Below are 22,991 nucleotides of genomic sequence, written 5' to 3' on the forward strand. Positions count from 1 at the left end.
GAAGAATTTCCGGGCCGTGGGAACCGCACGGCCAAACGCATAAGTGATGGCCTCAAGCGGCGGGAACAGCCGATGGTGTCGAGGCCAAAGGCTACATCCGTCGAGTTATCGGAGACCTTCTGCGCCTAGGGACCACGTTTAGTGGTTTGGCTCATGCACCGGCACAAGCCATGGACCGCGCGAAAACCAGAGCGGTTATCGGTGTTCGAAACTGATCAGGGAAGTAATAATTAGCGGTTATGCTGAGCGCCATGACGTTGACACAGCGGATTGATGAAGTCATTACTTCACCCGCACATCATCTCCTAGCCGATTTCTTTGATCCAGAGGGACCGTTCGCAGGGTCAACTTTCGATGAGCTCGGAGAGAATCCGCCACAAAACATCGGTCCGGCGGATCTCGTTGCAGTAAGCCTTCTCGACGTCCGCTTTGAACCGCGTGCCGTAAGAGCAATACTGCAAACCGACAGCTCGTACCTCTCGAAACTACTCATCGCCATACCTGCCGACGTCGATATCTGGGATGCCGAGGACCGTCACCTCGATGCGGCCGCAGAACTCTTCAGTGCCCTCGATGCTTATGCAGGTGTGGGAGAAACAAAGGCCAGCAAACTTTTGGCCCGCAAACGCCCGCGGCTTCTTCCGGTTATCGACAGTGTTGTCCGCAAGGGGCTGCCGTTAGGCTCCGAGCCGGCACGAGAGTTGCGCGATGCCCTATCGGATCCATCTCGTCGGACAGCGCTGGAAGCCCTAAGGCCACGTGGAGTTTCTCCCCGAATCTCCACGATCCGGCTGCTCGATGCTGCCGTGTGGATGCGGTACAGCCAATCACGGAACGCGAAACGAGCTCGACGCAGAGCGGGCGTATAGCTAAGGCCAGAGCTCATGCCATGAGAGATGAGTTCCGCCACTACCGAGGGGTATCCCCATGACAACAAGCAGCCATCGCCTCCCCGGCAAGAGCCTCAATAAAAACATGCAAGGACCTTCAGGGCAGCCGGTTCTTTTCATCGATGAACTGCCCGTCCGCGAGGGCCAAGAGTTGATAATCACATTCGAGGAGGTCAATTCGACTTGGCGGCAGGGTCTCTTCCTCGCAACCAACGGCACACATTGTCCGTGGCGGGGACATCCTCGCCAAAGATAGTCCTGTGGCAAGATTCCGCCCCGCCCCAGGTGCCAGTCAAAGTCATAGATACGGACGGCAAACTCATCATTCATAACGTGTGGGATTCGCGCAGAAACCTTGGCCCGTTCGAGTCGCAGGCGGCTTCATCAGGAATGATAGTGGAAGTGGCAGGCGGTAGCCGACACTATCGCTGCAATGACATCGGCACCAACGCGAGCTTCGATAAATTGGTGGTGCGGGTGGAAGTTCGCTAACCAGTCAAAGAGGCCTTACCCACCACGGCTTGCCGGCTATGCCGGTACCGTACAAAGAAATAACGGCGCACCACCCCTGGCATTGCACCGGCGACCATCTGCAGTTTGAAGCTGATCGCCCCGGGCGGCTTTGAACGCACCCCCGCGTCGCTGTACCCGGGCCACGGCACGTGCTGCGTATGCATCCAGCTTGACGGATTATCCCTTACCGGCGTGTTCGATCTGGGTTCTCGTTGGACGAGTGAATCACGCATCTATTCTTGGTTCTGGGGCTGCCCAGAGCGCACCTGTTGAGCATCGCGTTGGATATCACGGGCGGTGCCCGCCATCATGGCGGTAAGTCGAATGGGGGGAATATGGAAGCCACACACAGTGAGCCGGTTTGGCGCGACAAGGCGAATTTCATAATTGCCGCGACGGTGGGTTCGTCGGCCACCGAAGTGACTACCGAGCAGCTCTGGGTCCGCAAGATTGACGGGATGCAGTATGAGATCTGTTGCATTCCGTTTTTCGTTTTATGACTTGGCTCTGGGCGACAAGGTAGAAGCAGCTGCTGATCTGCTTGTTGACCGTGTAACAGAGCCCTCCGGTCGGTTTGTTTTCCGCGTCTTCTTCCCGCAGCCGCATTCGCCCAGGGAGACAACAGTCTCGGCCCTGACTGCCCTGGGTGCCCTAGTGGAGTGGTCCTCGCCGAGCCTCCTGGCAATAGACGCAACCGACGAATCGCATGCAAGAGTCGTCGCCAGCTTCCTTCAACAGGCGGAGGACAACGGACACCTCATGTATGAGACCGGCCGATCCAGCTAGCGCGCATAGAGTTCCGTCGGAAGATCCAACACCAAATCAGCGGGCTGGCACTTGGAACCGGAGTTTGTACCGTGACCATATGTGAAAGATGAGGACATGTACGAGAAGTTCACTGCTGGATTCCATGTAACAGCCGGGGCTGCCCGGTCTCCTGAGCCGTCAAGTGATCGTTTGACAGAACTGTTTGCCCGGTTTGGGGGCTGCACCTTCGACCGCGGCCTATACCGAGTTCACGACCAGACTTCGTCACGGCGAGCCTCCCAGTGGGTGAGTGATGCGTACCCAGAATTCAAAGGAAGGCTTGTATGTTTCGGCTTTGACTGGCTGGGACGCCAATTCGCGTTGGATCCGCTTCGGGGATCGGCCTCCGAATTCGAGGTTGCGATGCTCGAACCCGGAACGGGATACGCCATGGAAGTCCCCGTGGCCTTCTCCGACTTCCACGACCAAGCGCTCGAAGAATACCGGGACGCCTGTCTCGCACCAGCCACGTTTGAGGACTGGATCACGCAGACGGATCGTGACCTGGACTTCAGCGAATGTGCAGGCTACAAAGTTCCGCTATTCCTTGGTGGGAAGGACGAGCTCGGAAACCTCGAAGTCTCGGACATGGCAGTCTACTGGTCCATAATGGGTGACCTTCGAAAGGCGACCCAGCATCTGGCCCCCGGGACTCCGGTATCAGGGATTGACTTCATCGAATAACAGATATAAGAGGCACGAAGATCGTGGCCACACCATGACAACGCCGCAGGGACGTGAAGGTACGAGCGAATTCCGCACAACGTCCCCGCCGGCCACCACACTGAAGCCTGGAGTTGTTCCAGCTTGACGGAATCTCCGTTATCGGCGTTTAAACCCACGGGAGTAGAAGTAGCTGCGAAAACTCCCGTTGCGGCACAGGTTTGCCGTCAGGCTCTGCTCAGATGCGGTAGGTTCGCCGCGCTGTTTCGGCAAATAAGTCACGGCGTTCAGGGTCTGACATGGGGCTGGTTATCGCGTCAAAGGCTGTGTAGAGAGTGTTGAAGCTGGAGTAGAGGCTGTCGACCGGGAAATTACTTCCGAACATGGTGCGGTGGGGACCGAACACGTCGATGGTGTCGAGGATGACGGGTCGGATTGATTGTGTCGTCCAGGAGTGGTCGTTCGTTCCGAGCGCGGAAATTTTGGTGACCACGTTGGGCTGCTTTGCCAGTTTTTGCATGCCGGTTCGCCAGTGCCGGAGGGACTCCGGATCGCGGTGTATGGGCATTCCGGCGTGGTCCAGGATGATGGTGGTGTCCGGATGGTTGGCGGCCAGTTGTGCTGCCTGGTCCAGCTGGTCGGGGAAGACTTGGAGGTCGAAGGACAGCCCGAGAGAGGCAAGGTGCGAGAACCCTTTCAGCCAGCCCGGGTTCGTGATCAGATCCGGGCGGGAGGTGTGGGTGTAACGGGGATCCGGGTGCCAGTTGAGGATGTCGCGGATACCCCGCACGGATGGGACTGCCGCGAGGCGTTCCAGGGTGAACAGCACCCCTGGCTCGGCCAGGGAGGCCTTGGCTACTTGAACCGATGGCACGCCGCTGGTGTCGTGTACGTTCTGGATCCAGTCAGCTTCCGAGAGCGGATCCGCTGCACCGTTTTCGACGTGGACGGATCCTGCCAGAGCGAATCCTGTGGCGTCCGCGAGGTAATCGTCGATGAGGTAGTTTCGCCGGAGCGGACGGTCATCCCCGTGGTAGCGGAACGGTTCTGCCGGGCCTTGGAGCCATGGGTATGAGCGGGAGAAGTCGCACAGGTGGTGATGGGCGTCGATGATGTCGAAATCGAGCACTGGGATCTCCTCATTTCCGGGCGCTTTTCCGTCGGCTCGGCTGTTGCCTGCGGGAGAGCGGATGGAGCGTCAGCAAGCACGGTGACGCTGGAGCGCGACGGCGGGAGGGGCGGCAGCGGTGTCGTCCGCTGCCGCCCTTGCCACTGATGCTCTATGCGTGGGCATCTTCCTGGGTCCGGTCACCGCCAGGGGTCGGTCAGGCAGTTGCCGTTGCCTCCTTTTTGGGGGGTGATTTTTTCTTGAATAGCGGCCAGCCTTTGCTGCCCTGGTCCAGTGCCACGGCGATGACGACGACGAGTCCGGTGACGATTTGTTCGTAGAAGCTGGGGACGTTGAGCAGGACGAGGCCGTTGGTGAGCGCCCCAAGGATCAATGCTCCGATCAGGGTACCGGCGATCCGTCCCTCTCCACCCATGAGGTTGGCTCCGCCGATAACGGCCGAGGCAATGGCTGTCAGCAGGTACGGGCTGCCGGCGTCGGTCTGGGCTGCGTTGATCCGGGCGACGATGACCAGCCCGCCGACACCTGCAAGTACGCCGGAGAGGGCGTAGACGGCGATTTTCACCCGGTCGACGCGGACGCCGGAGAGCCATGCTGTTTCCTCGCTGCCGCCGGTGGCGATGACGTTCTGCCCGAAGACTGTCCGGCGGAGCAGCAGCCAGCAGAGGATGGCGAGGACTGCTACGAGGATGACCGCGACCGGGATGCCGCCGACGTAGCTGTTGAGCATGAAGACGAAGTCCTTGGGGACGTTATAGACGGGCCGTCCGTTGGTGACCACGTAGGCGAATCCCTGGTAGATGCTCATTGTTCCGAGGGTGGCGATGAACGGGGGCAGCTTGAGTTTCGTGATGAGCAGCCCGTTGATGGCGCCGCAGACCAGGCCGGTGCCGATGCCGGCGAGCAGGGCGAGGAACGGCGAGGTTCCGGCGTTGACCATGAGGGTGGCGGAGACGATGCCGACGAAGCTCGCGATTGAACCGACGGCGAGGTCGATGCCGCCGGTGATGATGACGAACGTGATGCCAAGCCCGATGATGGCGTTGACGCTGGCTGAGACGGCGATGTCCCGCAGGTTGCCGGAGGTGAGGAAGTTCGGGTTCAGCAGCCCGAAGATCAGGAAGATGACGACCGCAGCGATGTAGATGCCGAGTGCCTGGAAGTTCAGTGCCGGCAGGGTGCGTCGTTTTCTGCCGGCGGCAGCGTCGGGGCGTCGGTTCAGAGGCGTCCTCGGGCTGTCTTCGCCCGCGTCATTCTTGGGCAGGGTGGGCTGGCTCATGTCGTTGTTCTTTCTGCGATGCCCATGGCGTTGGCCACGAGGCTGTGTTCATTGATGTCGTCGCCGGTGTGCTCGGAGACGAACTGACCCTGCCGCATCACCTTGACCCGGTCGCTGAGGGAGATGATTTCCGGCAGGTCGGAAGAAACCACGATCACCGCGCTTCCGGCCTTCGCCAAAGCGTCGATGAGTTCGTAGATTTCGACCTTCCCGCCGACGTCCACGCCCTTGGTGGGCTCATCGAAGAGGAATACTTTGGTGTTGCGCCACGTCCACTTGGCGATGACAATTTTTTGCTGGTTGCCGCCGGAGAACTGGCGGGCGTTGAGCCGCACGTTCGCCGGCCGGAGAGACATCCGCGCCGCGGCCTCTTCCGCAGCCGCGATCTGTTTCCGCCGACTGATGAGCGGGCCAAATCCGTTGAACTGCCTGTCCGCGGTGAGTGCGACGTTGAAGTAGGCGGGAACCTGCAGGACCAGGCCTTGGTGCTTGCGTTCTTCGGGGATGAACGCGATACCGGCGTTTCTGCTGTCCCTCGGTGAGCGGATCTTCCGCTTTTTTCCGTCAACGTTCACCGTCCCGGTGCTGCCCTTGTCGGCCCTGATGATGGCCCGCAGGAACTCGGTGCGGCCCGAGCCGACCAGCCCGGCGATCCCCAGTACTTCCCCGGCCCGCACGTCCACGGCAAGGGGTCCGCCGCCGGTGGGGTGGCTGACATCCGAAGCTGAAAACAGGACCGGGGCGTCTGGTGGGACGGGGTGCTGCCGTTTGAACGACAGCAGCTCCCGGCCGACCATGTTCCGTACGATGTCCTGTTCCGAGGTCTCCACAATCGGCCTGGTGTAGTTGACGGTGCCATCGCGCAGGACCACCACCTTGTCGGAGACGCTCATGACCTCGGGCATCTTGTGGGAAACGTAGATGATGCCTACCCCCCGGGTATGGGCGATTTCCCGTACCCGGTTCAGGACGCCTTCGACGTTGTGTTCCAGCATGCTGGTGGTGGGTTCGTCCAAAGCGACGATTTTTGCGCCGAAGGCCAGGGCCCGGGCGATCGTCAGGGCATGGCGCTGGGCGGGGCTGAGACCCCGGACCGGGGCTTTGGCGTTGAGTGGGAAACCCATTTGGGCGACGTCGGCCAGCGCCTGGTCGATGTCGGCGCCGGCGTCCCGGCGTTCGCGTGCTGTGCGGCCGAGCACGAGGTTCTGCTCTACCGACAGCTGCGGAACGATGGCGGGTTCCTGGTGGGCGATCCTCACCCCGTCAGCCAGTGCCTGGCGGGGTGAGAAGTGCTGCCGTTGGGTGCCGTCGATAATGACGGACCCATGGTCCGGAACGAGTGAGCCGCCGAGAATGGCCAGCAGTGTGCTTTTGCCCGCCCCGTTTTCTCCGGCAAGGGTGCAGATTTCTCCGCGTTCCAGTGTGAAGCTCACATCGTTCAGCGCACGGACTCCGGGAAATGATTTCGCGATGTTCCGCAGTTCCAGCAGGGGCGCAGCCATGATCCGCACCATCCCTACGGCATGCCGGTCGCGTACTGACCGACGTTCTTGGAATCGATAATGAAGGCGGGAACGTCGACCCAGCCAGGAACCTTCTTGCCGGCCAACAGCCACAGTGCCGCGTCCACGCCGCTAGCGCCTTCGGTCACGGGCTGCTCGCTGACCGTGGCGGTCATGTTGCCTGCCTGGATTTCCTTCTTCGCCTGGGGAATGCCGTCGGTTCCGACAAGCAGTACCTTTCCGGTGAGGTTTTTCGCGGCGATGGCGGCGGCGACGCCGAGGGCCATGCCGTCATTCTGGGAGTAGAACGCCTTGATGTCGGGGTTGGCGGTGAGCATCGCGCTTGCGATCTCTTGGGCCTTGGTCTGATCCCACTTTGCTGTCTGGGATGCGACCAACTGGAGGTTGGAATGCTTGGTCAGGCCGTTCTTGAAGCCCTCTCCGCGGTTCAGCGCGTTTGATGATCCCGGGTCGCCTTCGATCATGGCGACCTTGCCGCCGGCGGGGAGTTTGGTTGCGATGTAGTCAGCGGCGGTGGCACCGATAGTCTTCGCGTCAGGACCGACGTAAACGCTTCCGGGAACGTTGCCCTTGGCATCGTTGAGGATAACAACGGGCATTTTCTTCGCCAGGGCGTCAGTGAAAACCGTGTCCAAGCCTGTCGCTGAGATGGGTGAGGCAAGCAGGGCACTGCAGCCCTGGTTTGCGGCGCTCTTGGCCTTGTCCAGCTGCTCGGTGATGGAGGACTCGTCGGTCACATCGAATGTCTGGTACTTGACGCCGAGCTTCTTGGCCTCGGCTTCGAACCCGTCCCGTTCGAAACCCCAGAACTCGTTGGACAGCGTTCGGGTGATGTAGCAGAGCTTGGTATCGGCCGATCCTGAGGGGGCACCGAGGCTGGCCTTGACGTCCTTGATGGGTGTCTTAGCCGAGGCGTCAACGAGGCTGGCCAGGTCAGCCGTCTGGCCCGACTGTCCGGTGGATGCTTCCGGCGTGGCGCTGCAGGCGGCGAGCAACGCAACTGCCGCCGTGGCTGCGGCGATCTGGGTGGCCGCCTTGGGAAGTTTGTTCATGATCTGTTTTCCTTTCGTCCTTGGAAGGCCCGCCGGGGCGGGATTCATGCTCTTGATTGGCGCAGCCTTTGTTAGGGGAAACGGCGCCATTGTTCGTCATGGGGGTTACGGTGAGTTTGGTGTTGGCCGTGTCCTCGGCCAGGGATGTTCTCCGACGCTTGCGGGGCCGGCTGTTATGAGACTTTGGCGAGGGGAACTCCGATGGCCTTCTCGATATCCCGGATGTCATCGGATGTGAGGAAAGACTCGGGGCGGCCGCAAACGAGCCGTCCGGCCTCGTTGGCAGCCCGGAGGCTGACGGAGAACGGGTGGTCGTTGGCCATCGCGAGGACCATGGCGGCAAGGAAGCTGTCCCCTGCTCCGATGGAGTTCACGATGCGGGCCGGTTCAACTTTCTCCTGCAGGAGGTCGTTCCCGTCCAGAGCCACAACCCCCTCATCGCCCAGTGTCAGGACGGGGGTTTTGGCGCCGGCCTCCCGCAGCGCTGTCAGCAGCAGCCGTTCGTCCGTCTCTTGCGGGACGTCCAGTACGTGACAGGCCTCGCTGCGGTTCAGGACCACGACGTCGGCCAGTCGGAGGAGCGTCCTCGCTTCGGCATGCACCGGGGAGAGGTTCAGGACCACCGTCGTGCCGAGCTCCCGGAAGCGGGTGGCCGCGCGTCGCACGGCGGGAAGCGGGACCTCGAGGTTCAGAACCACAAACGCCGGCGGTTCGTGGCCATCGAGGAAGGCATCGACGTCGGCGGCCGAGAAATTCCCGTTGGCTCCCGGGACAACGACGGTGTCGTATTCACCCTCCGGATTGACCCTCACATGGCCTACACCGGTGTGAATCCGATCATCGATGATGATGCCTTCTGTGGTGATCCCCCGTGAACGGAGAGTCCCGGCAATGAAACTGCCAAGGTCATCCGATCCGACACGGCCCACGAGCGTGACGGCCGCCGGATCAAGCGAGGCGATGCTCATGGCGGCGTTCAGGCTCTTGCCGCCGGCAGCCATTTCGAAACTGGACCCGGTCGCGTAGCTCGCCGCGCTCCCCTGTTCGCCAACGTAGGCGATCAGGTCCGCGTTCAGCGAGCCGACCACGCAGATACTGGTTGAGCCCACCTAGACACCCACGGCTTTCGACCAGAGAACTGAGGATGAGTGCAACGCGTCTCCCTGAGGCAGGTCCGGGTGGTCGCGGACCAGTTCGCGGGCCTTATCGATGATGATCCCCATCCGCTCGATGTTCATTTCACATTCGGATACCGGGTTTTCGCGTACCGGGTCAGTGTCGAAATAGAAGGTTCCCTCGTAGCCCTCCCGGAGCAGGTAATACACGAGTTCCAGCGTCTCCGAGAAGTGGATCGACGCTACCACGAGGCCGTCGTCAGCCACGCCGTGCGAATCATTGAGCTGGAGCCCGTAGAGTTTCTGTTCCCGCAGGCACATCGCGGCGGACTGCGCAGGGTTCTCGCGGGCCATCAGCAGATGGCCGAAGTCCAGGGTCACGCCGAGGTTCGGGCGGTCACAGTCCTTGATGAGGTTCATGACGGCGCCGGTGGTGTTCAGGATGGTGCGTCCGCGCGGCTCGGCGGGCTTGTATTCGATCGAGATGCGGATGTCCTGGTCGACGTCGGCGACGGCCTGCAGGCTCTCGACCATCCAGTTCCAGGACTTCATGTAGTCCATCTGCAAAGGGTATTCGTACCCGTCGTGGGCCGGCCACAGAAGGACGTGGTCGGAGCCGAATTCCCGGCACAGGCTGATGGCTTCCTTCACCATTCCCACGGCTGCCTCCCGAAGCGCGGGATCGGGATTGGTGAAACCTCCGTTGGCGAACTGGGGCGCCGGCCAGCGAAGCTGGATGCCTCGAACGTCCAGGCCGGCGCTGTCCAACGCCGCCTTGATGTCCTGAACCGAGTGCCGGCCGAAGTGTTCCGGGTAGTTCAGCTCGAGCGAGGTCAGTCCCTTCACGCTGCCCGCGAGGGCAATCAGTTCGAGCACGGACTCTTCGCCGCTGGGGTATTTTTTTCCCTTGCCAAGCGCAAAGGAGTTGAGACGGGTGGAGTACTTAATGTCGGTCATCGGTGTTTCGCTTTCGATCGTGAAGGCCACTGGCCCACGGGGAGCGATCGAAATTCCTGACGGAACTTCGGCTCTGAAGTCGGGCTGGTGTTGGAAGTCTACGAGGCAATTCCCTTTGAATGACGCTAGATTTGGACCACGAGGCTAGAATCTTTCACTCCTGAATATTGATTCAAAGCGCCGATTCGATCCTCGAGCAAGCTGCCAGACAAATGCCCGCACATGTCCGCGAAGAGCGCAGCACACGAAGCGGTTCAGAGATAAATTCACCTCTGCATAAATATTCAAAAAGCCGATGAAAGTGACGAATTATGACGCAGATCACGGGGGCCTCCTCATTCTTGTCCGTGAGCACTGAGCAGCTTCGTCTGTTCACCAAGATCGCCGTGCTGTACCACGAGGAAGGGATGTCGCAGGGGGAAATCTCCCAGCGGCTGAACCTTTCCCAAGCTCGGGTCTCGCGCTACCTCAAAAACGCCGTCGAACTCGGAATCGTGCGGACATCCATAGTCCAGCCGGCCGGGATCTACGTCGGTCTGGAGAAGGCGCTCGAGGAGAAGTATCAACTCCGCGAGGTTGTGGTCGTTGATGTGATGGACGGCGCCTCACTGGGAATGAGGTTGGGCTCGTCCGCGGCCACCTACCTCGAAACGACAATCGATGCCGACGACTATGTCGGAATCTCCTCATGGAGTACAACGCTCCTGCAGACCGTTGAAGCGATGCGCTCACGGCCGCGGAAGATCGCCAATGAAGTGATTCAACTCATCGGGGGCGTGGGCAGCCCCCAAGCGCAACTCCAGGCCACGCGCCTTGTTTCCCATCTGGCCGAGCTGACCTCGGCCAAGCCCTACTACATGGGCTGTCCGGGGCTCGTCGCAAACCCGCAAATCCGCGATGCATTCCTCGCAGACCCGGCCGTGAAAGCGTCCATTGAGGCCTGGGACCGCCTGACCACGCTGCTGGTGGGCATCGGAACGTTCCCGGCGTCCCCGCTGTGGGAGGCCAGTGGAAACGCGCTCAGCAGAGCCGAGGAGAAAGAACTTTCCCGGGCCGGCGCCGTCGGAGAGATATGTTTGCGCTTCTTCGACATCAACGGCCAGCCCATGAAACCCGCCATCGAACAGCGGATGATCTCGATCGAAGCCGAGGCGATGATGCGCATACCCCGCCGCATCGGCGTCGCGGGAGGCATGCGCAAACTGGACGCCATCCGAGGCGCCATTGCAGGAGGATGGATCAATGTTCTGATAACGGACGCCGATGTGGCAAGACAGCTTCTCGAACCGCCACAGCTCTAGGTGACCGCTGACATTCAGTGCCGGCCAATAGCGGCTTCTACTCAAACGGACCAACTGTGCCGTCGCACCAAGGCTGGATTCCCGCGGAATGCCGGAATCTAAATTATCGGCGTGGGCTAACGGGATTGAAGTAGCTGATTTGGGTGACCTTAAGGCGGTTGTTCCGTCAGTAATGACGATTGCCACGTAACGGCAGCCTGGGTTGGACTTCCGTCCTCTGAACTCCGTCGATCTGGAGTCCTTGGAAGCAGGTCCAGCCCCCGCGGTAGGGTTTCGTGATTACCCGTATTTAGGTGCATGAGCCATGATTGGTGTTGTGGATGATCAACGTATTCATTGCCTGTTCGAGAGTCGGTCATGAGCGGACGTGCCTTTCAAGACCCGCACAAGGTTGCGGTGACACCTGGACAACAGGCCCAGGCTCCATCGCCTGACGGTTCCGTCCGGCCACTTTTCCAGCGTGACTTTGGACCGGGCATGTCCGGCGACCGCAAGAGGCCGCCGACGATTGCCGATGTCGCACGCGTTGCGGGCGTGTCGCAGCCCACAGTCTCTCGGGTTCTCACCGGCAACATTCCGGTGCGCGATGTGACTAAGGCCCGTGTCCGGGCTGCGATGAAAAAGCTCGGCTATCGGCCCAACGGTGCGGCCCGCGCACTCGTGCAGGGGCGTCAGCCGATTGTCGGCGTAATCACGCGTGACACGGCCTTGCATGGCTACACCCGAATGCTGGCCAACATCGAAAGCCGGGCACGCCAGGCCGGCTACCTCGTAGCCATCGTCGCCCTTGACCCTGTAGACCTGCAGAACGCTACGTCGGCTCTGGATCTTTTGCTTGGTCAGCCTATCCTCGGGGTCGTTGTCCTCGATTACGCCACCTACGACTCCCGCCTGAGGGACAGCCTGGGTACCTTGCCCATCTCCACTGTGATCCACGGGGACCAAACAGACATCGATGTACCGCATGTGCGCGTCGATGACAGGAGGGCTGCGTACGAGGTCACGAACCATTTGCTCGGGCTCGGCCACCGGACTGTTCATCATGTCGCCGCGCCGAGCCGCGGCGGGGAACCGCATGTCCGCGAGAAGGCATGGCGCCAGGCGCTGACCGATGCAGGCGCCCCCGTCCCTGACGTCCACCGAACCGACTGGTCCATCACTGCCGCACGCGAGGCGGGTGCAGCCTTGGCGCGCGACCCCGACGTCACGGCGATCTTTTGCGCCAACGACGAACTCGCCTTCGCCGTGATGCGCAGCATCCACGAAGCGGGCAGGCGCGTCCCGGAAGACATCAGCGTCGCAGGCATCGACGATGAGCCCCTGGCAGCGGCCTGGGTTCCAGCGCTGACCACCTACCGGCTTGATTTTGACTGGGCCGGAGTGGCAGCACTGGAACTGCTCATGGAACTCGACGAACCCAGCCGCACGGCCGGGTTGCCGTCTTACGGGCTCGTCATTCGGGAAAGCACAGCTCCTCCCGCCTCCACCGCCTGAGCTTCCGCTCGGGCCAAGCCAGGCCGGAACTCCTGACCTTTTAAAATGATCAACGCTTGCATGCGTGAATGTCAGGACATATGCTTTTCTTCAATCGGAAATGATCAACGCTTTCATGGAGCGGATCGACGCAAAGGAGCATCGTTTGGACACCACGCAGACCTCGCCAACCGCCACCGTTCTGGCAGTGCAGGAAGGGGCAGCATCCGTTGCCCTGCTGCCGTTCCGCTTCGAGTGGAACACGGGCGGGATGAGCCTGGCCTTCACCGCCGATACCGAACTGCCGGTGGTCCTGAGCGGCGTGAGTGACATGGATTCCGCGGCGACGCGGACCCTTCAGCCGATTGTTGAACTCATCGCGACCGGTGACGGCCGTTCCCGGACAACGACGCGCTTCACAAATACGGGGGTAGGTTCCCGTCTTCGCTACGCCAGCCACGCCGAAAGTGTCCGGGACGGAGTTGCCGAACTAGAGGTGGTGCAGCGGGACGCCCTGACGGGATTGGAGGTGACGACGACGTTCACCGCGTCACCGGCATTGGCGGCCGCCCGCGTGACGACGACCGTCGTGAACACCTCGGACACTCCTGTGATCCTCGAGGCAGTCAGTTCCTTCTCGGCCGGGGCGTTCGTCTATCCCGGCGAGTCGACGAAGGACCTGCTGCTGCACTCCGGTACCGGCGAGCAGCTGGCGGAATTCCGCTGGACGACCCAGGCGCTGTGGAGCCAGGAGAACCTCGCCGACTTCAACTCGGCCAACATGAACCAGCCCGGCCGCGGCGGTGTTGAGAAGGTCAGCACCTCGACCTGGTCAACGGCGCGTGCCCTGCCGACCGGCGCCCTGGAAAACAGGGTCACGGGACGGTCCTTTGCGTGGCAGATCGAACACAACGGGGGCTGGCGCTGGGAGGTTGATAATGTCCGCGAGGGCGAAGACTCCGTGGCCCTCGTCCTGCTCGGCCCGGAGGACCTCGATCATCACTGGTCGCACAAACTTGAGCCCGGCGAGGCATTCACGTCCGTGCCGGTCTCGTTCGCCGTCGGTGGGGCCGGGTTTGAGGGCGTCATCGCGGAGCTCACCCGCCATCGCCGGTGGCTGCGCCGCCACCAGACGGCCGATACCGGCTCAATGCTGGTCTTCAACGATTACATGAACACGATTAACGGCGACCCGACGACCGAGAAACTGCTCCCTCTCATCCAGGAAGCGGCAGCAGCCGGCGCTGAGTGCTTCTGCATTGACGCCGGCTGGTACGACGACACGGCAGCCGGCGACTGGTGGCCCTCCGTCGGCGAGTGGCTGCCCTCCGCCCGGCGCTTTCCCGACGGCGGACTGGCACGGGTGGTGTCGGCGATCCGGGATGCCGGCATGGGAGTCGGGATCTGGCTGGAGCCTGAGGTCATCGGCGTCGACAGCCCGGTCGCGAAGCAGCTCCCGGACGGTGCCTTTCTGCAACGCCACGGACACCGCGTCACGGAGCACCAACGCTATTTCCTTGACCTGCGCCACCCCGCCGCCCGCGCACACCTGGACACGACATTCGATCGGCTCATCACGGCGTTCGGCATCGATTTCTTCAAGCTCGATTACAACGTGACCCCTGGGCCGGGTACGGATTTCGAAGCCTTCTCAACCGGCGCGGGCCTGCTCGGGCACAACCGCGCCCATCTCGACTGGTTTGCCGGGCTCCGCCGCCGCCATCCCAGTGTGGTCTTCGAGAACTGCAGTTCCGGGGCCATGCGGGCCGACTTCGCCATGCTGGAACTGTTCGACTTCCAGTCCACGTCCGATCAGGAAGACTTCCGCCTATATCCGGCGATCGCCGCCGGGGCGCCGGTCCAAATGCTCCCGGAGCAGGCGGGCAACTGGGCCTATCCGCAGTCGTGGATGACCCAGGAGGAGATCGCCTACACCATGGTCACCGGCCTCAGCGGCCGCCTCTACGCTTCCGGCTACCTCAACCGGATGACCCCGGACCAGCTTGAGCTCGTGCACGATGCCTACAGGCAGTTCAAAGCGACCCGTGACAACATCGCTGCCTCCACTCCGGGCTGGCCTGCCGGCCTTCCCCAGTGGTACGCCGACACCATCGCGCTGACGCTCTCCGGGCCCGAGGCTGACCTACTCTACGTCTGGAACCGCGGTGATGAAAACTCTGAAATCTCACTGGACCTGGGCGACGGTGTCCAAGCCGGACACCTCATTGAGATCTACCCCCGCACCCTCGCCCCCTGGGACGTTACCGACGGCCCGGGGAACACCGTTCTGATGCGGCCGGGCATCAGCGGCCCCACCGCACGGGTCTACTCGATCCCGCGCGGCTAATCCCTCGAATCCCATCTGCAGTAACCCAACTACAAAGGACAAGCAATGAAGCTTTCTCGGAATACGGCACGGGCGGCAATCGCGGCTCTCGGTGTCGCGGCCCTCCTCGTCAGCACCACCGGATGCGATCGCGGCACCACCGCCTCCAGCAGCAGCGATGAAGTTCAGCTGTTCCTCAACGGTGGCACCGGCACCCCCCAGTACAAGGCGATGACGGATCTCATCGCCAAGTTCAAGACGGAAAAGGGCATCTCCGTCAAGATGACCGCGGCGTCCACGGACTACGAGGACCAGATGAAGGTCAAGCTCGCCTCCGGTGACATCCCCGATATTTTCACCACCCACGGCTGGTCCCTCCTGCGCTACAGCAAGTTCCTGGAACCACTCACCGACCGCCCCTGGGCATCAAAGGTCAACAAGGGACTGGATTCCGCAATGCGCGACAGCGACGGCAAGATTTACGCCTTCCCCGGCGCATTCGACACGGCCGGCATCGCCTACAACAAGGATGTCCTCGACAAGGCAGGCATCGACCCGACCAAAATCACCACCTGGGACGCTTTCGACGCCGCAGCGGCGGCGGTCGCAGCCAAGGGAAACACACCGATCTTCTCCAGCGGCAAGGCACAAGGACCGGCCGGGCACATGGCGGACTACCTGGCCGCAGACTCCTTCACGGAACCCGAACTCACCCAGATGAAGGACGGCACCTTCGTCACCTCCGCCTACACCAAGGTCCTGGACCGGGTGAAGTCCTGGCAGAGCAAGGGCTGGTTCAACAAGGACTACTCTTCCGCTTCCGAGGATGACATGGCCCGCGCTCTCGCCAACGGAACAGCCGGCTTCGAGATCTACAACAACAACATCCTCGCCACGGCCCGGACCTACAACCCGAACGCCAATGTCGGATTCATCCCGCTGCCGCCCACCAACGGCGATACCCCGTACCTGATCGGGGGCGAAGGCATCGACTCGTTCGGCATCTCCAAGACCTCCAGCCACAAAGACAACGCCCTGGCGTTTCTTGACTTCCTCGCCCAGCCGGCCAACGCAGCTGCCCTCGCCGAAGCAAACGGCGCCGCCGCAGGCCTGACGGACGTCAAGGTCGACTTCGGCAAGCTCACCGCCAGCTACGACAAGTACGTCACCAGCGGATCGACGCCGGTCAAGCCCTACTTCGACCGCGTGTACCTTCCGAACGGCTCGTGGAACACGATGGTCGCGACCACCGACGCCGTGATCTCCGGACAGTCCGAGGTCGCTGGAGCCGTCGACCAGATGAAGAACCAGTTCGCCACACTGTACGGCCAGAAATAGCCCAAAAAGGGGGCCTGCCCACGAACCAGCAGGCAGGCCCCCATCCCGTATCACCTTCGGCACCGCCGACCCAAAAACCTCGCGAAAGCAAGAGACATGAGCCAACAAACCACCCTCCCCCGGGCAGCCAAGGGGGTCGAATCCCAGACAGAACGCCGGCCGCGGCGGCGCCGCGGCGGGTTAATGAACCTGATGTACGTGCCGGCCATCGCCATGGTGGCCATCTTCATGCTCTACCCCCTTGTGCAGGGCATCGGACTCGCGTTCACGAACTGGGACGGATACTCCCCCACCAAGGCTTTCGTTGGACTCGACAATTTCGCACGGCTCTTCACCGACACGACGTTCCAGACCGCGCTGGTAAACACGCTCATCTACGGCATCGGCTGCACAGTGCTGCAGCAGGTGCTCGGACTCGGACTCGCCGTCGCCCTCGACGGCGCCGGGCGCAGCAAGGCCTTCGCCCGCGCCCTGATCTATCTGCCCGTGCTCGTCTCGCCCGTCGTGATGAGCATGATGTACTACTTCCTCTTCCAGTACGACCGCGGCGCCCTGAACGACATCCTCGTCTCGATCGGATTCGACCGGATCGCCTGGCTCTCCACCGGCCCGGGAACGGTCAGCATCGTCGTACTTATCAACACGCTTCAATTCGTCGGCATCTCGATGGTCATTTACCTCGCCGGCCTCCAGAGCATCGGCCAGGAAATCAACGAGGCCGCGGAAGTGGACGGCGCCCGCGGACTGCGCCTCTTCCGGTCCATCACCCTGCCCCTGTTGCGACCGGCAATTATTTCCAGCGTGATCATCAATCTCATCGGCGGGCTCAAGCTCTACGACGTCATCCAGGTCCTCACCGCCGGCGGCCCCGGATACTCCTCACACTCAGTCTCGACCCTGATCGCACGCAGCTACTTCGGCCAGCAGGCCGCCGGCTACGCCTCCGCCATGGGCGTCGCACTGTTCGTACTGATCGCCGTGGTCTCAATCTTCCTGGTCGCGCGCATGGACCGCACCGGAAAGGACCTCTGATGGCCACCATAACCGCATCGAAACGGACCGCTGCCCAACGCGTCGGGCGCACCTCCCAAGCCGGACGACTCGGACGCTGGATCTTCATCGCCATCGCCGTCATCGCGCAGGTGACCCCGTTCTACCTGGCCCTGACCACAGCCTTCAAACCCATCACAGACACCACGTCGCTATGGCTCCCACCCCTCAGCGGCGGAACACTCGATAATTTCGCCACAGCCTGGGACTCCGGACACCTCGAATGGGCCTTGGAGAACGGCCTGATCGTCACCGTCGTCAGCACTGCGCTCACCTGCATAGTCGGCGCCATGGCCGCTTACCCTCTCGCGCGCCGAAGCACGAAACTGAACCGTTTCGTTTCCCTGGCAATCCTCGGCATGCTCATGGTCCCGCCCCTGAGCATCCTCGTTCCCCTCTACACAATGCTCGCCCAGCTCGGTCTCCTGAACACTTACGTCAGCCTCATCATGGTCCTCACGACCCTGCAGCTTCCCCTCGCGGTGTTCCTGTTCACCCAGTTCATGCGGACACTGCCGCTCTCACTCGAAGAAGCAGCCGCCATCGACGGCGCCGGACTCACGACCACGTTCGTACGCATCGTGCTTCCCTCACTCAAGCCCGTCTTCGCGACCGTCGTGATCCTCACATCAACCAACGTATGGAACGAGTTCGCCATGAGCTCCTACATCCTGAACAAAGCCGAAGTCCGTACACTCGCCCCCGCCGCAGCCAGCTTCTTTGGAACCCAGGGCAACAACATCGGAGCCGCAGCCGCAGCCGCGCTCATCGGACTCCTCCCAATCCTCATCGCCTACCTCTTCCTCCAAAAATACTTCGTCAAGGGTGCGCTGGCAGGCGCAGAGAAGTAGACATGGTCCACCGGCTGCGCAGGTCACAGCACTCAGGATCGCCAGAGGCCCTCCCAGACCGTCCCTTGAAAACAATTCAAAGACCAGAGTCCCGGCCGCACGGGACTGCAGGCCAAACGGAACCCCCTCAACGATCGCGCCGCGGAGTTCCTCGACATCGGCCCGCAAGATCAAAGGAAGCCCGTAGTGATGGACATACAGATTCTCAAGCACTCTCCCGTACCCCTGTATTTCAGATAGCCGAAGCAATCCAAGCAGAGGTACGGCGCAACAACCTCGCCAAAGGACACAAACTCATGAGCGAAAGCGAGCTGGCTCAGCAGCTGAATGTATCGAGGGGAACCATCCGCCACGCCATGCAAATCCTCGCCGATAGGCACATCATTACGCGAACCCAGGGATCCGGAACAAACGTGGCCTAAGGCTGGGCCACATCCGTATCCGTGAAAGCTCCGGGCAATCCAAGGCAACGATCTCATCATGAAGGTTTGCGTCCCGAGTCAGCCAGGGAAAGATCAAGCTCTTAGCCGTAGGCAGTCCGGCGATGCCGGTGCTCGGCATCGTGGTGATGAACGCGGCGGCCTCTCTTTCAACGCGATTGCAGCGGAACCGCGACCTGATTGCCCCGGCTCGCTCACGGGGATTAGTAGCAAACGAATAATCACCGATACCAGGTATTCAACGACGAGATGTTGCAACCATCGGTAGGCGCTTCCAAAGGAGCAGGTGGGTAATGAATAAGAAAAATGCTAGAGATGGTTCCCTCTCTAGCTCCACGACGCCCGGCCCCGGCTGCGACCCGCAAACGGGTATTGGGGATCGCCGGCCGGAGCGGAATCATCGTGCCTCCGTGGTCGACGTCGCCAAACGAGCCGGAGTGTCCACTCAGACCGTATCCCGCGTGGTCAACGGCGAACGATACGTCCGTGGCAGCACTCGCGACCAGGTGATTGCGGCGATGAACGACCTTGGCTACCGGCCGAACAGTGCCGCCCGGGCACTCAAACGCGGCAGCTTCCGCACCATCGGGGTGATCACGTTCTCACTGTCGTCGCTGGGGAACATGCGCACACTGGAGGCCATCGCGCTGCATGCAGCACGGCAGGACTTCGCCATCACGCTGATACCGGTCACCGCCCCCACCCGGGCCGGGATCCAGGGCGCGTTCTCCCGGATGGGCGAGCTCGCTGTCGACGCCGTTATCGCCATCATGGAAGTCCACCTCCTGGACGCAGCCACGGTAACGCTGCCGCCGGGAGTGAAGGTGGTCGTCGTCGATTCCGACGCCGGCGAGCAGCACAGTGTGGTGGACACCGACCAGGCCGACGGCGCCCAAAAAGCCGTCAAGCACCTCCTGGATCTCGGCCACCAGACCGTCTGGCACGTCGCCGGCCCCGAGGAATCCTTCGCCAGCGAACGCCGCTCCGCCGCCTGGCGCAGCACCCTTACCGCAGCAGGCAAACCCGTCCCGCCGGTGATCCGTGGCGACTGGTCGGCCGAGTCCGGCTATGCCGCCGGTCTTCGGCTCGCCGACGAACCTGGCTGCACCGCCGTGTTCGCCGCCAACGACCACATGGCCCTCGGCCTGCTCCGGGCCTTCCGCGAAAAAGGAAGATCCGTCCCGGAAGACATCAGCCTGGTCGGCTTCGACGACGTCCCGGAAGCCTCCGCCTACGCTCCCCCGCTCACTACCGTCCACCAGAACTTCGCTGACGTCGGCGAACGCTGCGTCGATAACGTCCTCCAACAACTCCGCACCGACACCGCAGAACCCGGCGTGACCCTGGTGCCCACCAAACTCGTCATCCGCCAAAGCACCGCACGCCCAAATCAGGCTCGCAATTCGGTTCGCACACCTTTTTCGGCGCACCGGTTAGGAGACATAGGTACGAAACACGGCGAGCCCTGAATCTCTCGGCAGTTTCTGGAAGCTAATAAGAAGTCTCGCAACCATCGGTTTATAAGTCGGGCGTCGGCGGCGGGGATGGGACGTGACGTATCCAGTTGATGTAGACCCCAACCTGACACCACGGCGCCTGCCTCTTGACGTTCGTCTAGGGAGGCCTTAGAACTCAATCCCACACGTAAGACGGTTGGAGGCGGCGGTGGCTGGTCAGCGAATTGGGTACGTGCGGGTGAGCACGCTGGATCAGAACGAGAAGCGTCAGCTCGACGGTTTGGTTCTGGACAGGGTTTTCACGGACAAGGCGTCCGGCAGGGACACGGCCAGGCCACAACTGGCAGAACTGCTGGGCTTCGCCCGTGACGGGGACACGGTCGTGGTGCACAGCATGGACCGGCTCGCCCGCAACCTCGATGACCTCCGCGCCCTAGTACAGCGCCTGACCCGCAAGGGGGTGCGTGTGGAGTTCGTTAAGGAGCACCTGCTCTTCACGGGCGAGGACTCCCCCATGGCCAACCTCATGCTCTCGGTCATGGGAGCCTTCGCTGAATTCGAACGCTCCCTGATAAGGGAACGCCAGCGGGAAGGCATCACTCTGGCCAAGCAGCGCGGCGCTTACAAAGGGCGGAAGAAGACGCTCACTGCGGACCGGGCTGCGGAGCTGGTCCAGCGGGCAGCCAATGGAATTCCGAAAACTGTCCTGGCCGGCGAGTATGGCATCAGCCGGGAGACGGTGTACCAGTACCTGCGCCAGGCCAAGCTCTCCTGAGGCTTCCCCTTAGCCCGTTTACTCGGTGTCCGGTTCGGCCCACTCGAGGGCTGCGACAAGGTGCCCTTCGTTGGGAAGGGCTTGTTGCTCTGCTGCGGGGAGCTTGTCGTAGGTGTAGGCCGCCACGGCCATGGGTGAGGTCGATCGGCCCAGGCTGTAGCGGACGCTGCGGTCGTTCTTCGTGCCGCAGATAAGAATCCCGACGGTTTCGTTGTGGTAGTCGCGGCGGAGCATGTCATCGACCAGGGCGACGTAGAAGTTGAGCTTGCCGGCGTATTCGGGCTGGAACTTACCGGTTTTGAGTTCGATGACCACGTACCGGAGCTGCTCGATGTGGAAGAAGAGCAGGTCGACGTAGTAGTCATCGCCATCGACGTCGAAATGAACCTGACGGCCGACAAAGGAAAAGCCCGGTCCCAGCTCCTGCAGGGTTTCGGTGATCCGGCTTGTCAGTGCGTTCTCCAGGTCGCGTTCTGCGACTTCGCCGGAGAGGCCGAGGAATTCGAAGTTGTAAGGGTCCTTCGCCATCTGCTGGGCAAGCTCAGAATCGGCGGCCGCCAGATGCCGGGTGAAGTTGGATGGCGCTGTACCGGTGCGTTCCATGGACCGGTTCATCATCATGTTCAGCAACACGTTCCGGGACCAGCCATACTGGACGGCCGCGGCCGCATACCAGTCCCGCTCTTCCGCGTTGGCTGCCTTGTCCAGGATCATCCGGATGTGGCCCCACGGCAAATGTGCCACAGCCTGTGGCACATTTTCGTCCTCACCCCATGCCCGCACCATCGCGGTCATGTACTGCAGACTTCGGTAAGACAGGCCCTTCATATCCGGAAAGGCGGTCGCCAGATCAACTGCCAACCGCCGGATGACGCCACTCCCCCAGCCTTGGCTTTCCTGCCGGACGATGATGTCCCTGCCAAGCGACCAATAGAGCTGGATGACCAGCGTGTTGACGGTCCTCTGGGCGTGGATCCTGGCACTCGAGATCCGGGTCTTCAGCTCCTCCAGTAGGTCTGCGTAGTCTGCTGGCAGATCGATTTCTGAAGTCACCATGCCTCAACCCTACCGAGAGGCAAATGTGCCACAGGCTGTGGCACATTTGCCGGAGGCCACAGCCAACGCCAATCAGGCTGACGGAATCACCATTATCGGCTCTTTAAAACAGTCCGGGGGAGTGCCTGGAAAAGGGGCTGCCTCCTGCCGTCATTCCATGGCGCTTTCCCCACGGACTCCTTGGCTCAGAACTGTTCAGCCAGCGCCCGGTTTACGGCGGAGATGTCCAGAAAGGCGGCTGGCTTGTAAAAATGCGAACACGGGGCCCGTCGCGGACGACCGGCAGTAATGTCAGTCCGGTTTGATACGTTGCATCTATCAGCAACGTCTGGGGGTGACTTAAATGGCTGAGCGAAATTCGTACCACGTGGTTCCTAGTGAAGATGGATGGAAGGCCGAGCGGGAAGGCTCGTCTCGCGCTTCTTCTGTTCACGACACGCAATCCGCAGCAATCGACGCTGCTCGGGGTTATCTGTCCCGCTCTGGAGGCGGGGAATTGAACATCCACGGCAAGGACAACAAGATCAGGGCAAAGGACACAATTGCACCTGGCAATGATCCACGGAATACGCCTGGATGAGCCTGATCGCGTAATGACCCCGCCGGCTTCGGTTTGTTAACAGGAGCCGGCGGGTCTTCTTGTATGCGGACGGACGGGGCCTGAGGGACACATAATGCCCGTACGCCTGCCTTACGCCGCGGCTGACGGAATACCCGTTATCGGCGTTTCGAGGGAGCGTTCGTTAGATGCGAGAATCCCGCATCTAGTGCGGCCTGCCACCCTTGTTGGCGGATTGCCAAGAGATCTGGGGGATTCTTCCAGGAAAGCGAAGAGCCCCGCCGGTGGTCACAAGGCGAGGCTCTTCTCTGGTGGTTCGGCTTCTCTGCTCATAGGTCAGCAGAGTTGCTGAACCCAACGTATAGACAGCCCACTTAGCTTTACAACATGTGACCGCGGTCGTCCTTCCGCCAGCCGGAACCCGGGACTGAGGTGAC

The 22,991-nt window shown here is 61.7% G+C and carries 21 protein-coding genes; 14 read left to right on the top strand and 7 right to left on the bottom strand.

Annotated features, from left to right (window positions below; genetic code table 11):
• Nucleotides 1-251 precede the first annotated feature (251 nt).
• The 4 genes from ACFRAH_RS07180 to ACFRAH_RS07195 all read left to right on the top strand — a co-directional run bounded on the left by ACFRAH_RS07180 (nt 252) and on the right by ACFRAH_RS07195 (nt 2,894).
• The gene (locus tag ACFRAH_RS07180; protein WP_377990214.1) at nt 252-869 is read left to right on the top strand and encodes a DUF6308 family protein; all 618 of its coding nucleotides are present in this window, start codon (nt 252-254) and stop codon (nt 867-869) included.
• 803 nt (nt 870-1,672) lie between these two features.
• Nucleotides 1,673-1,903 (top strand): hypothetical protein, encoded by a 231-nt coding sequence (locus tag ACFRAH_RS07185; protein ID WP_377990215.1) that lies wholly within the window; start codon nt 1,673-1,675, stop codon nt 1,901-1,903.
• Entirely contained in the window at nt 1,869-2,189 is a 321-nt protein-coding gene (locus ACFRAH_RS07190) for a DUF4265 domain-containing protein (protein WP_377990216.1), read from the top strand. The genes ACFRAH_RS07185 and ACFRAH_RS07190 overlap by 35 nt, the downstream gene beginning before the upstream one ends.
• Before the next feature lie 96 nt (nt 2,190-2,285).
• Nucleotides 2,286-2,894, top strand: a complete 609-nt coding sequence (locus tag ACFRAH_RS07195; RefSeq protein ID WP_377990217.1) for a T6SS immunity protein Tdi1 domain-containing protein — start codon at nt 2,286-2,288, stop codon at nt 2,892-2,894.
• 217 nt (nt 2,895-3,111) lie between these two features.
• Here ACFRAH_RS07195 and ACFRAH_RS07200 read toward each other — a convergent pair whose 3' ends face one another.
• The 6 genes from ACFRAH_RS07200 to ACFRAH_RS07225 all read right to left on the bottom strand — a co-directional run bounded on the left by ACFRAH_RS07200 (nt 3,112) and on the right by ACFRAH_RS07225 (nt 9,928).
• Nucleotides 3,112-4,002, bottom strand: coding sequence for an amidohydrolase family protein (locus ACFRAH_RS07200; RefSeq protein WP_377990218.1), 891 nt, complete (start codon nt 4,000-4,002; stop codon nt 3,112-3,114).
• Nucleotides 4,003-4,198: 196 nt separating this feature from the next.
• On the bottom strand, nt 4,199-5,281 hold the full coding sequence (locus ACFRAH_RS07205; RefSeq protein WP_377990219.1) for an ABC transporter permease: 1,083 nt from the start codon (nt 5,279-5,281) through the stop codon (nt 4,199-4,201).
• Nucleotides 5,278-6,783 carry a sugar ABC transporter ATP-binding protein gene (locus ACFRAH_RS07210; protein WP_377990220.1) on the bottom strand — a complete coding sequence of 502 codons (1,506 nt, stop codon included), beginning with the start codon at nt 6,781-6,783 and terminating at the stop codon, nt 5,278-5,280. Before ACFRAH_RS07210 ends, ACFRAH_RS07205 begins: the two co-directional genes overlap by 4 nt.
• 14 nt (nt 6,784-6,797) lie before the next feature.
• Entirely contained in the window at nt 6,798-7,856 is a 1,059-nt protein-coding gene (locus tag ACFRAH_RS07215; RefSeq protein WP_377990221.1) for a substrate-binding domain-containing protein, read from the bottom strand.
• A 173-nt stretch (nt 7,857-8,029) separates the two neighbouring features.
• Nucleotides 8,030-8,965, bottom strand: a complete 936-nt coding sequence (locus tag ACFRAH_RS07220; protein WP_377990222.1) for a PfkB family carbohydrate kinase — start codon at nt 8,963-8,965, stop codon at nt 8,030-8,032.
• Nucleotides 8,966-9,928: a sugar phosphate isomerase/epimerase family protein gene (locus ACFRAH_RS07225; protein WP_377990223.1), complete on the bottom strand. Its 963-nt coding sequence runs from the start codon at nt 9,926-9,928 to the stop codon at nt 8,966-8,968.
• A 347-nt stretch (nt 9,929-10,275) separates the two neighbouring features.
• On the opposite strand from ACFRAH_RS07225, the gene ACFRAH_RS07230 reads away from it, so the two are divergent.
• The 9 genes from ACFRAH_RS07230 (at nt 10,276) to ACFRAH_RS07270 (ending at nt 20,939) form a co-directional block, all read left to right on the top strand.
• Entirely contained in the window at nt 10,276-11,229 is a 954-nt protein-coding gene (locus ACFRAH_RS07230) for a sugar-binding transcriptional regulator (RefSeq protein ID WP_377990224.1), read from the top strand.
• A 477-nt stretch (nt 11,230-11,706) separates the two neighbouring features.
• Nucleotides 11,707-12,723: a LacI family DNA-binding transcriptional regulator gene (locus ACFRAH_RS07235; protein WP_377990225.1), complete on the top strand. Its 1,017-nt coding sequence runs from the start codon at nt 11,707-11,709 to the stop codon at nt 12,721-12,723.
• A gap of 145 nt (nt 12,724-12,868) precedes the next feature.
• Nucleotides 12,869-15,049 carry an alpha-galactosidase gene (locus tag ACFRAH_RS07240; RefSeq protein ID WP_377990226.1) on the top strand — a complete coding sequence of 727 codons (2,181 nt, stop codon included), beginning with the start codon at nt 12,869-12,871 and terminating at the stop codon, nt 15,047-15,049.
• A gap of 45 nt (nt 15,050-15,094) precedes the next feature.
• Nucleotides 15,095-16,366 carry an ABC transporter substrate-binding protein gene (locus tag ACFRAH_RS07245; protein ID WP_377990227.1) on the top strand — a complete coding sequence of 424 codons (1,272 nt, stop codon included), beginning with the start codon at nt 15,095-15,097 and terminating at the stop codon, nt 16,364-16,366.
• 96 nt (nt 16,367-16,462) lie between these two features.
• Entirely contained in the window at nt 16,463-17,398 is a 936-nt protein-coding gene (locus ACFRAH_RS07250) for a carbohydrate ABC transporter permease (RefSeq protein ID WP_377990228.1), read from the top strand.
• Complete coding sequence (locus tag ACFRAH_RS07255) at nt 17,398-18,267, top strand: carbohydrate ABC transporter permease (RefSeq protein WP_377990229.1); 870 nt, start codon at nt 17,398-17,400, stop codon at nt 18,265-18,267. Before ACFRAH_RS07250 ends, ACFRAH_RS07255 begins: the two co-directional genes overlap by 1 nt.
• A 2-nt stretch (nt 18,268-18,269) precedes the next feature.
• Nucleotides 18,270-18,689, top strand: a complete 420-nt coding sequence (locus ACFRAH_RS07260) for a winged helix-turn-helix domain-containing protein (protein ID WP_377990230.1) — start codon at nt 18,270-18,272, stop codon at nt 18,687-18,689.
• 428 nt (nt 18,690-19,117) lie between these two features.
• On the top strand, nt 19,118-20,176 hold the full coding sequence (locus ACFRAH_RS07265; RefSeq protein WP_377990231.1) for a LacI family DNA-binding transcriptional regulator: 1,059 nt from the start codon (nt 19,118-19,120) through the stop codon (nt 20,174-20,176).
• A 196-nt stretch (nt 20,177-20,372) separates the two neighbouring features.
• Complete coding sequence (locus tag ACFRAH_RS07270; protein ID WP_377990232.1) at nt 20,373-20,939, top strand: recombinase family protein; 567 nt, start codon at nt 20,373-20,375, stop codon at nt 20,937-20,939.
• Between the two features lie 18 nt (nt 20,940-20,957).
• On the opposite strand, the gene ACFRAH_RS07275 is transcribed toward ACFRAH_RS07270, so the two are convergent.
• Nucleotides 20,958-21,995 carry a YhcG family protein gene (locus tag ACFRAH_RS07275; protein WP_377990233.1) on the bottom strand — a complete coding sequence of 346 codons (1,038 nt, stop codon included), beginning with the start codon at nt 21,993-21,995 and terminating at the stop codon, nt 20,958-20,960.
• Between the two features lie 343 nt (nt 21,996-22,338).
• Between ACFRAH_RS07275 and ACFRAH_RS07280 the strand changes: the two genes are divergently transcribed.
• Nucleotides 22,339-22,575 carry a DUF2188 domain-containing protein gene (locus ACFRAH_RS07280; RefSeq protein ID WP_377990234.1) on the top strand — a complete coding sequence of 79 codons (237 nt, stop codon included), beginning with the start codon at nt 22,339-22,341 and terminating at the stop codon, nt 22,573-22,575.
• The last annotated feature ends 416 nt before the right edge of the window (nt 22,576-22,991 follow it).

Origin of the sequence: Arthrobacter sp. NPDC056727 (assembly GCF_042790555.1) — a bacterium.
In the GTDB taxonomy this organism is placed as follows: Bacteria; Actinomycetota; Actinomycetes; order Actinomycetales; family Micrococcaceae; genus Arthrobacter.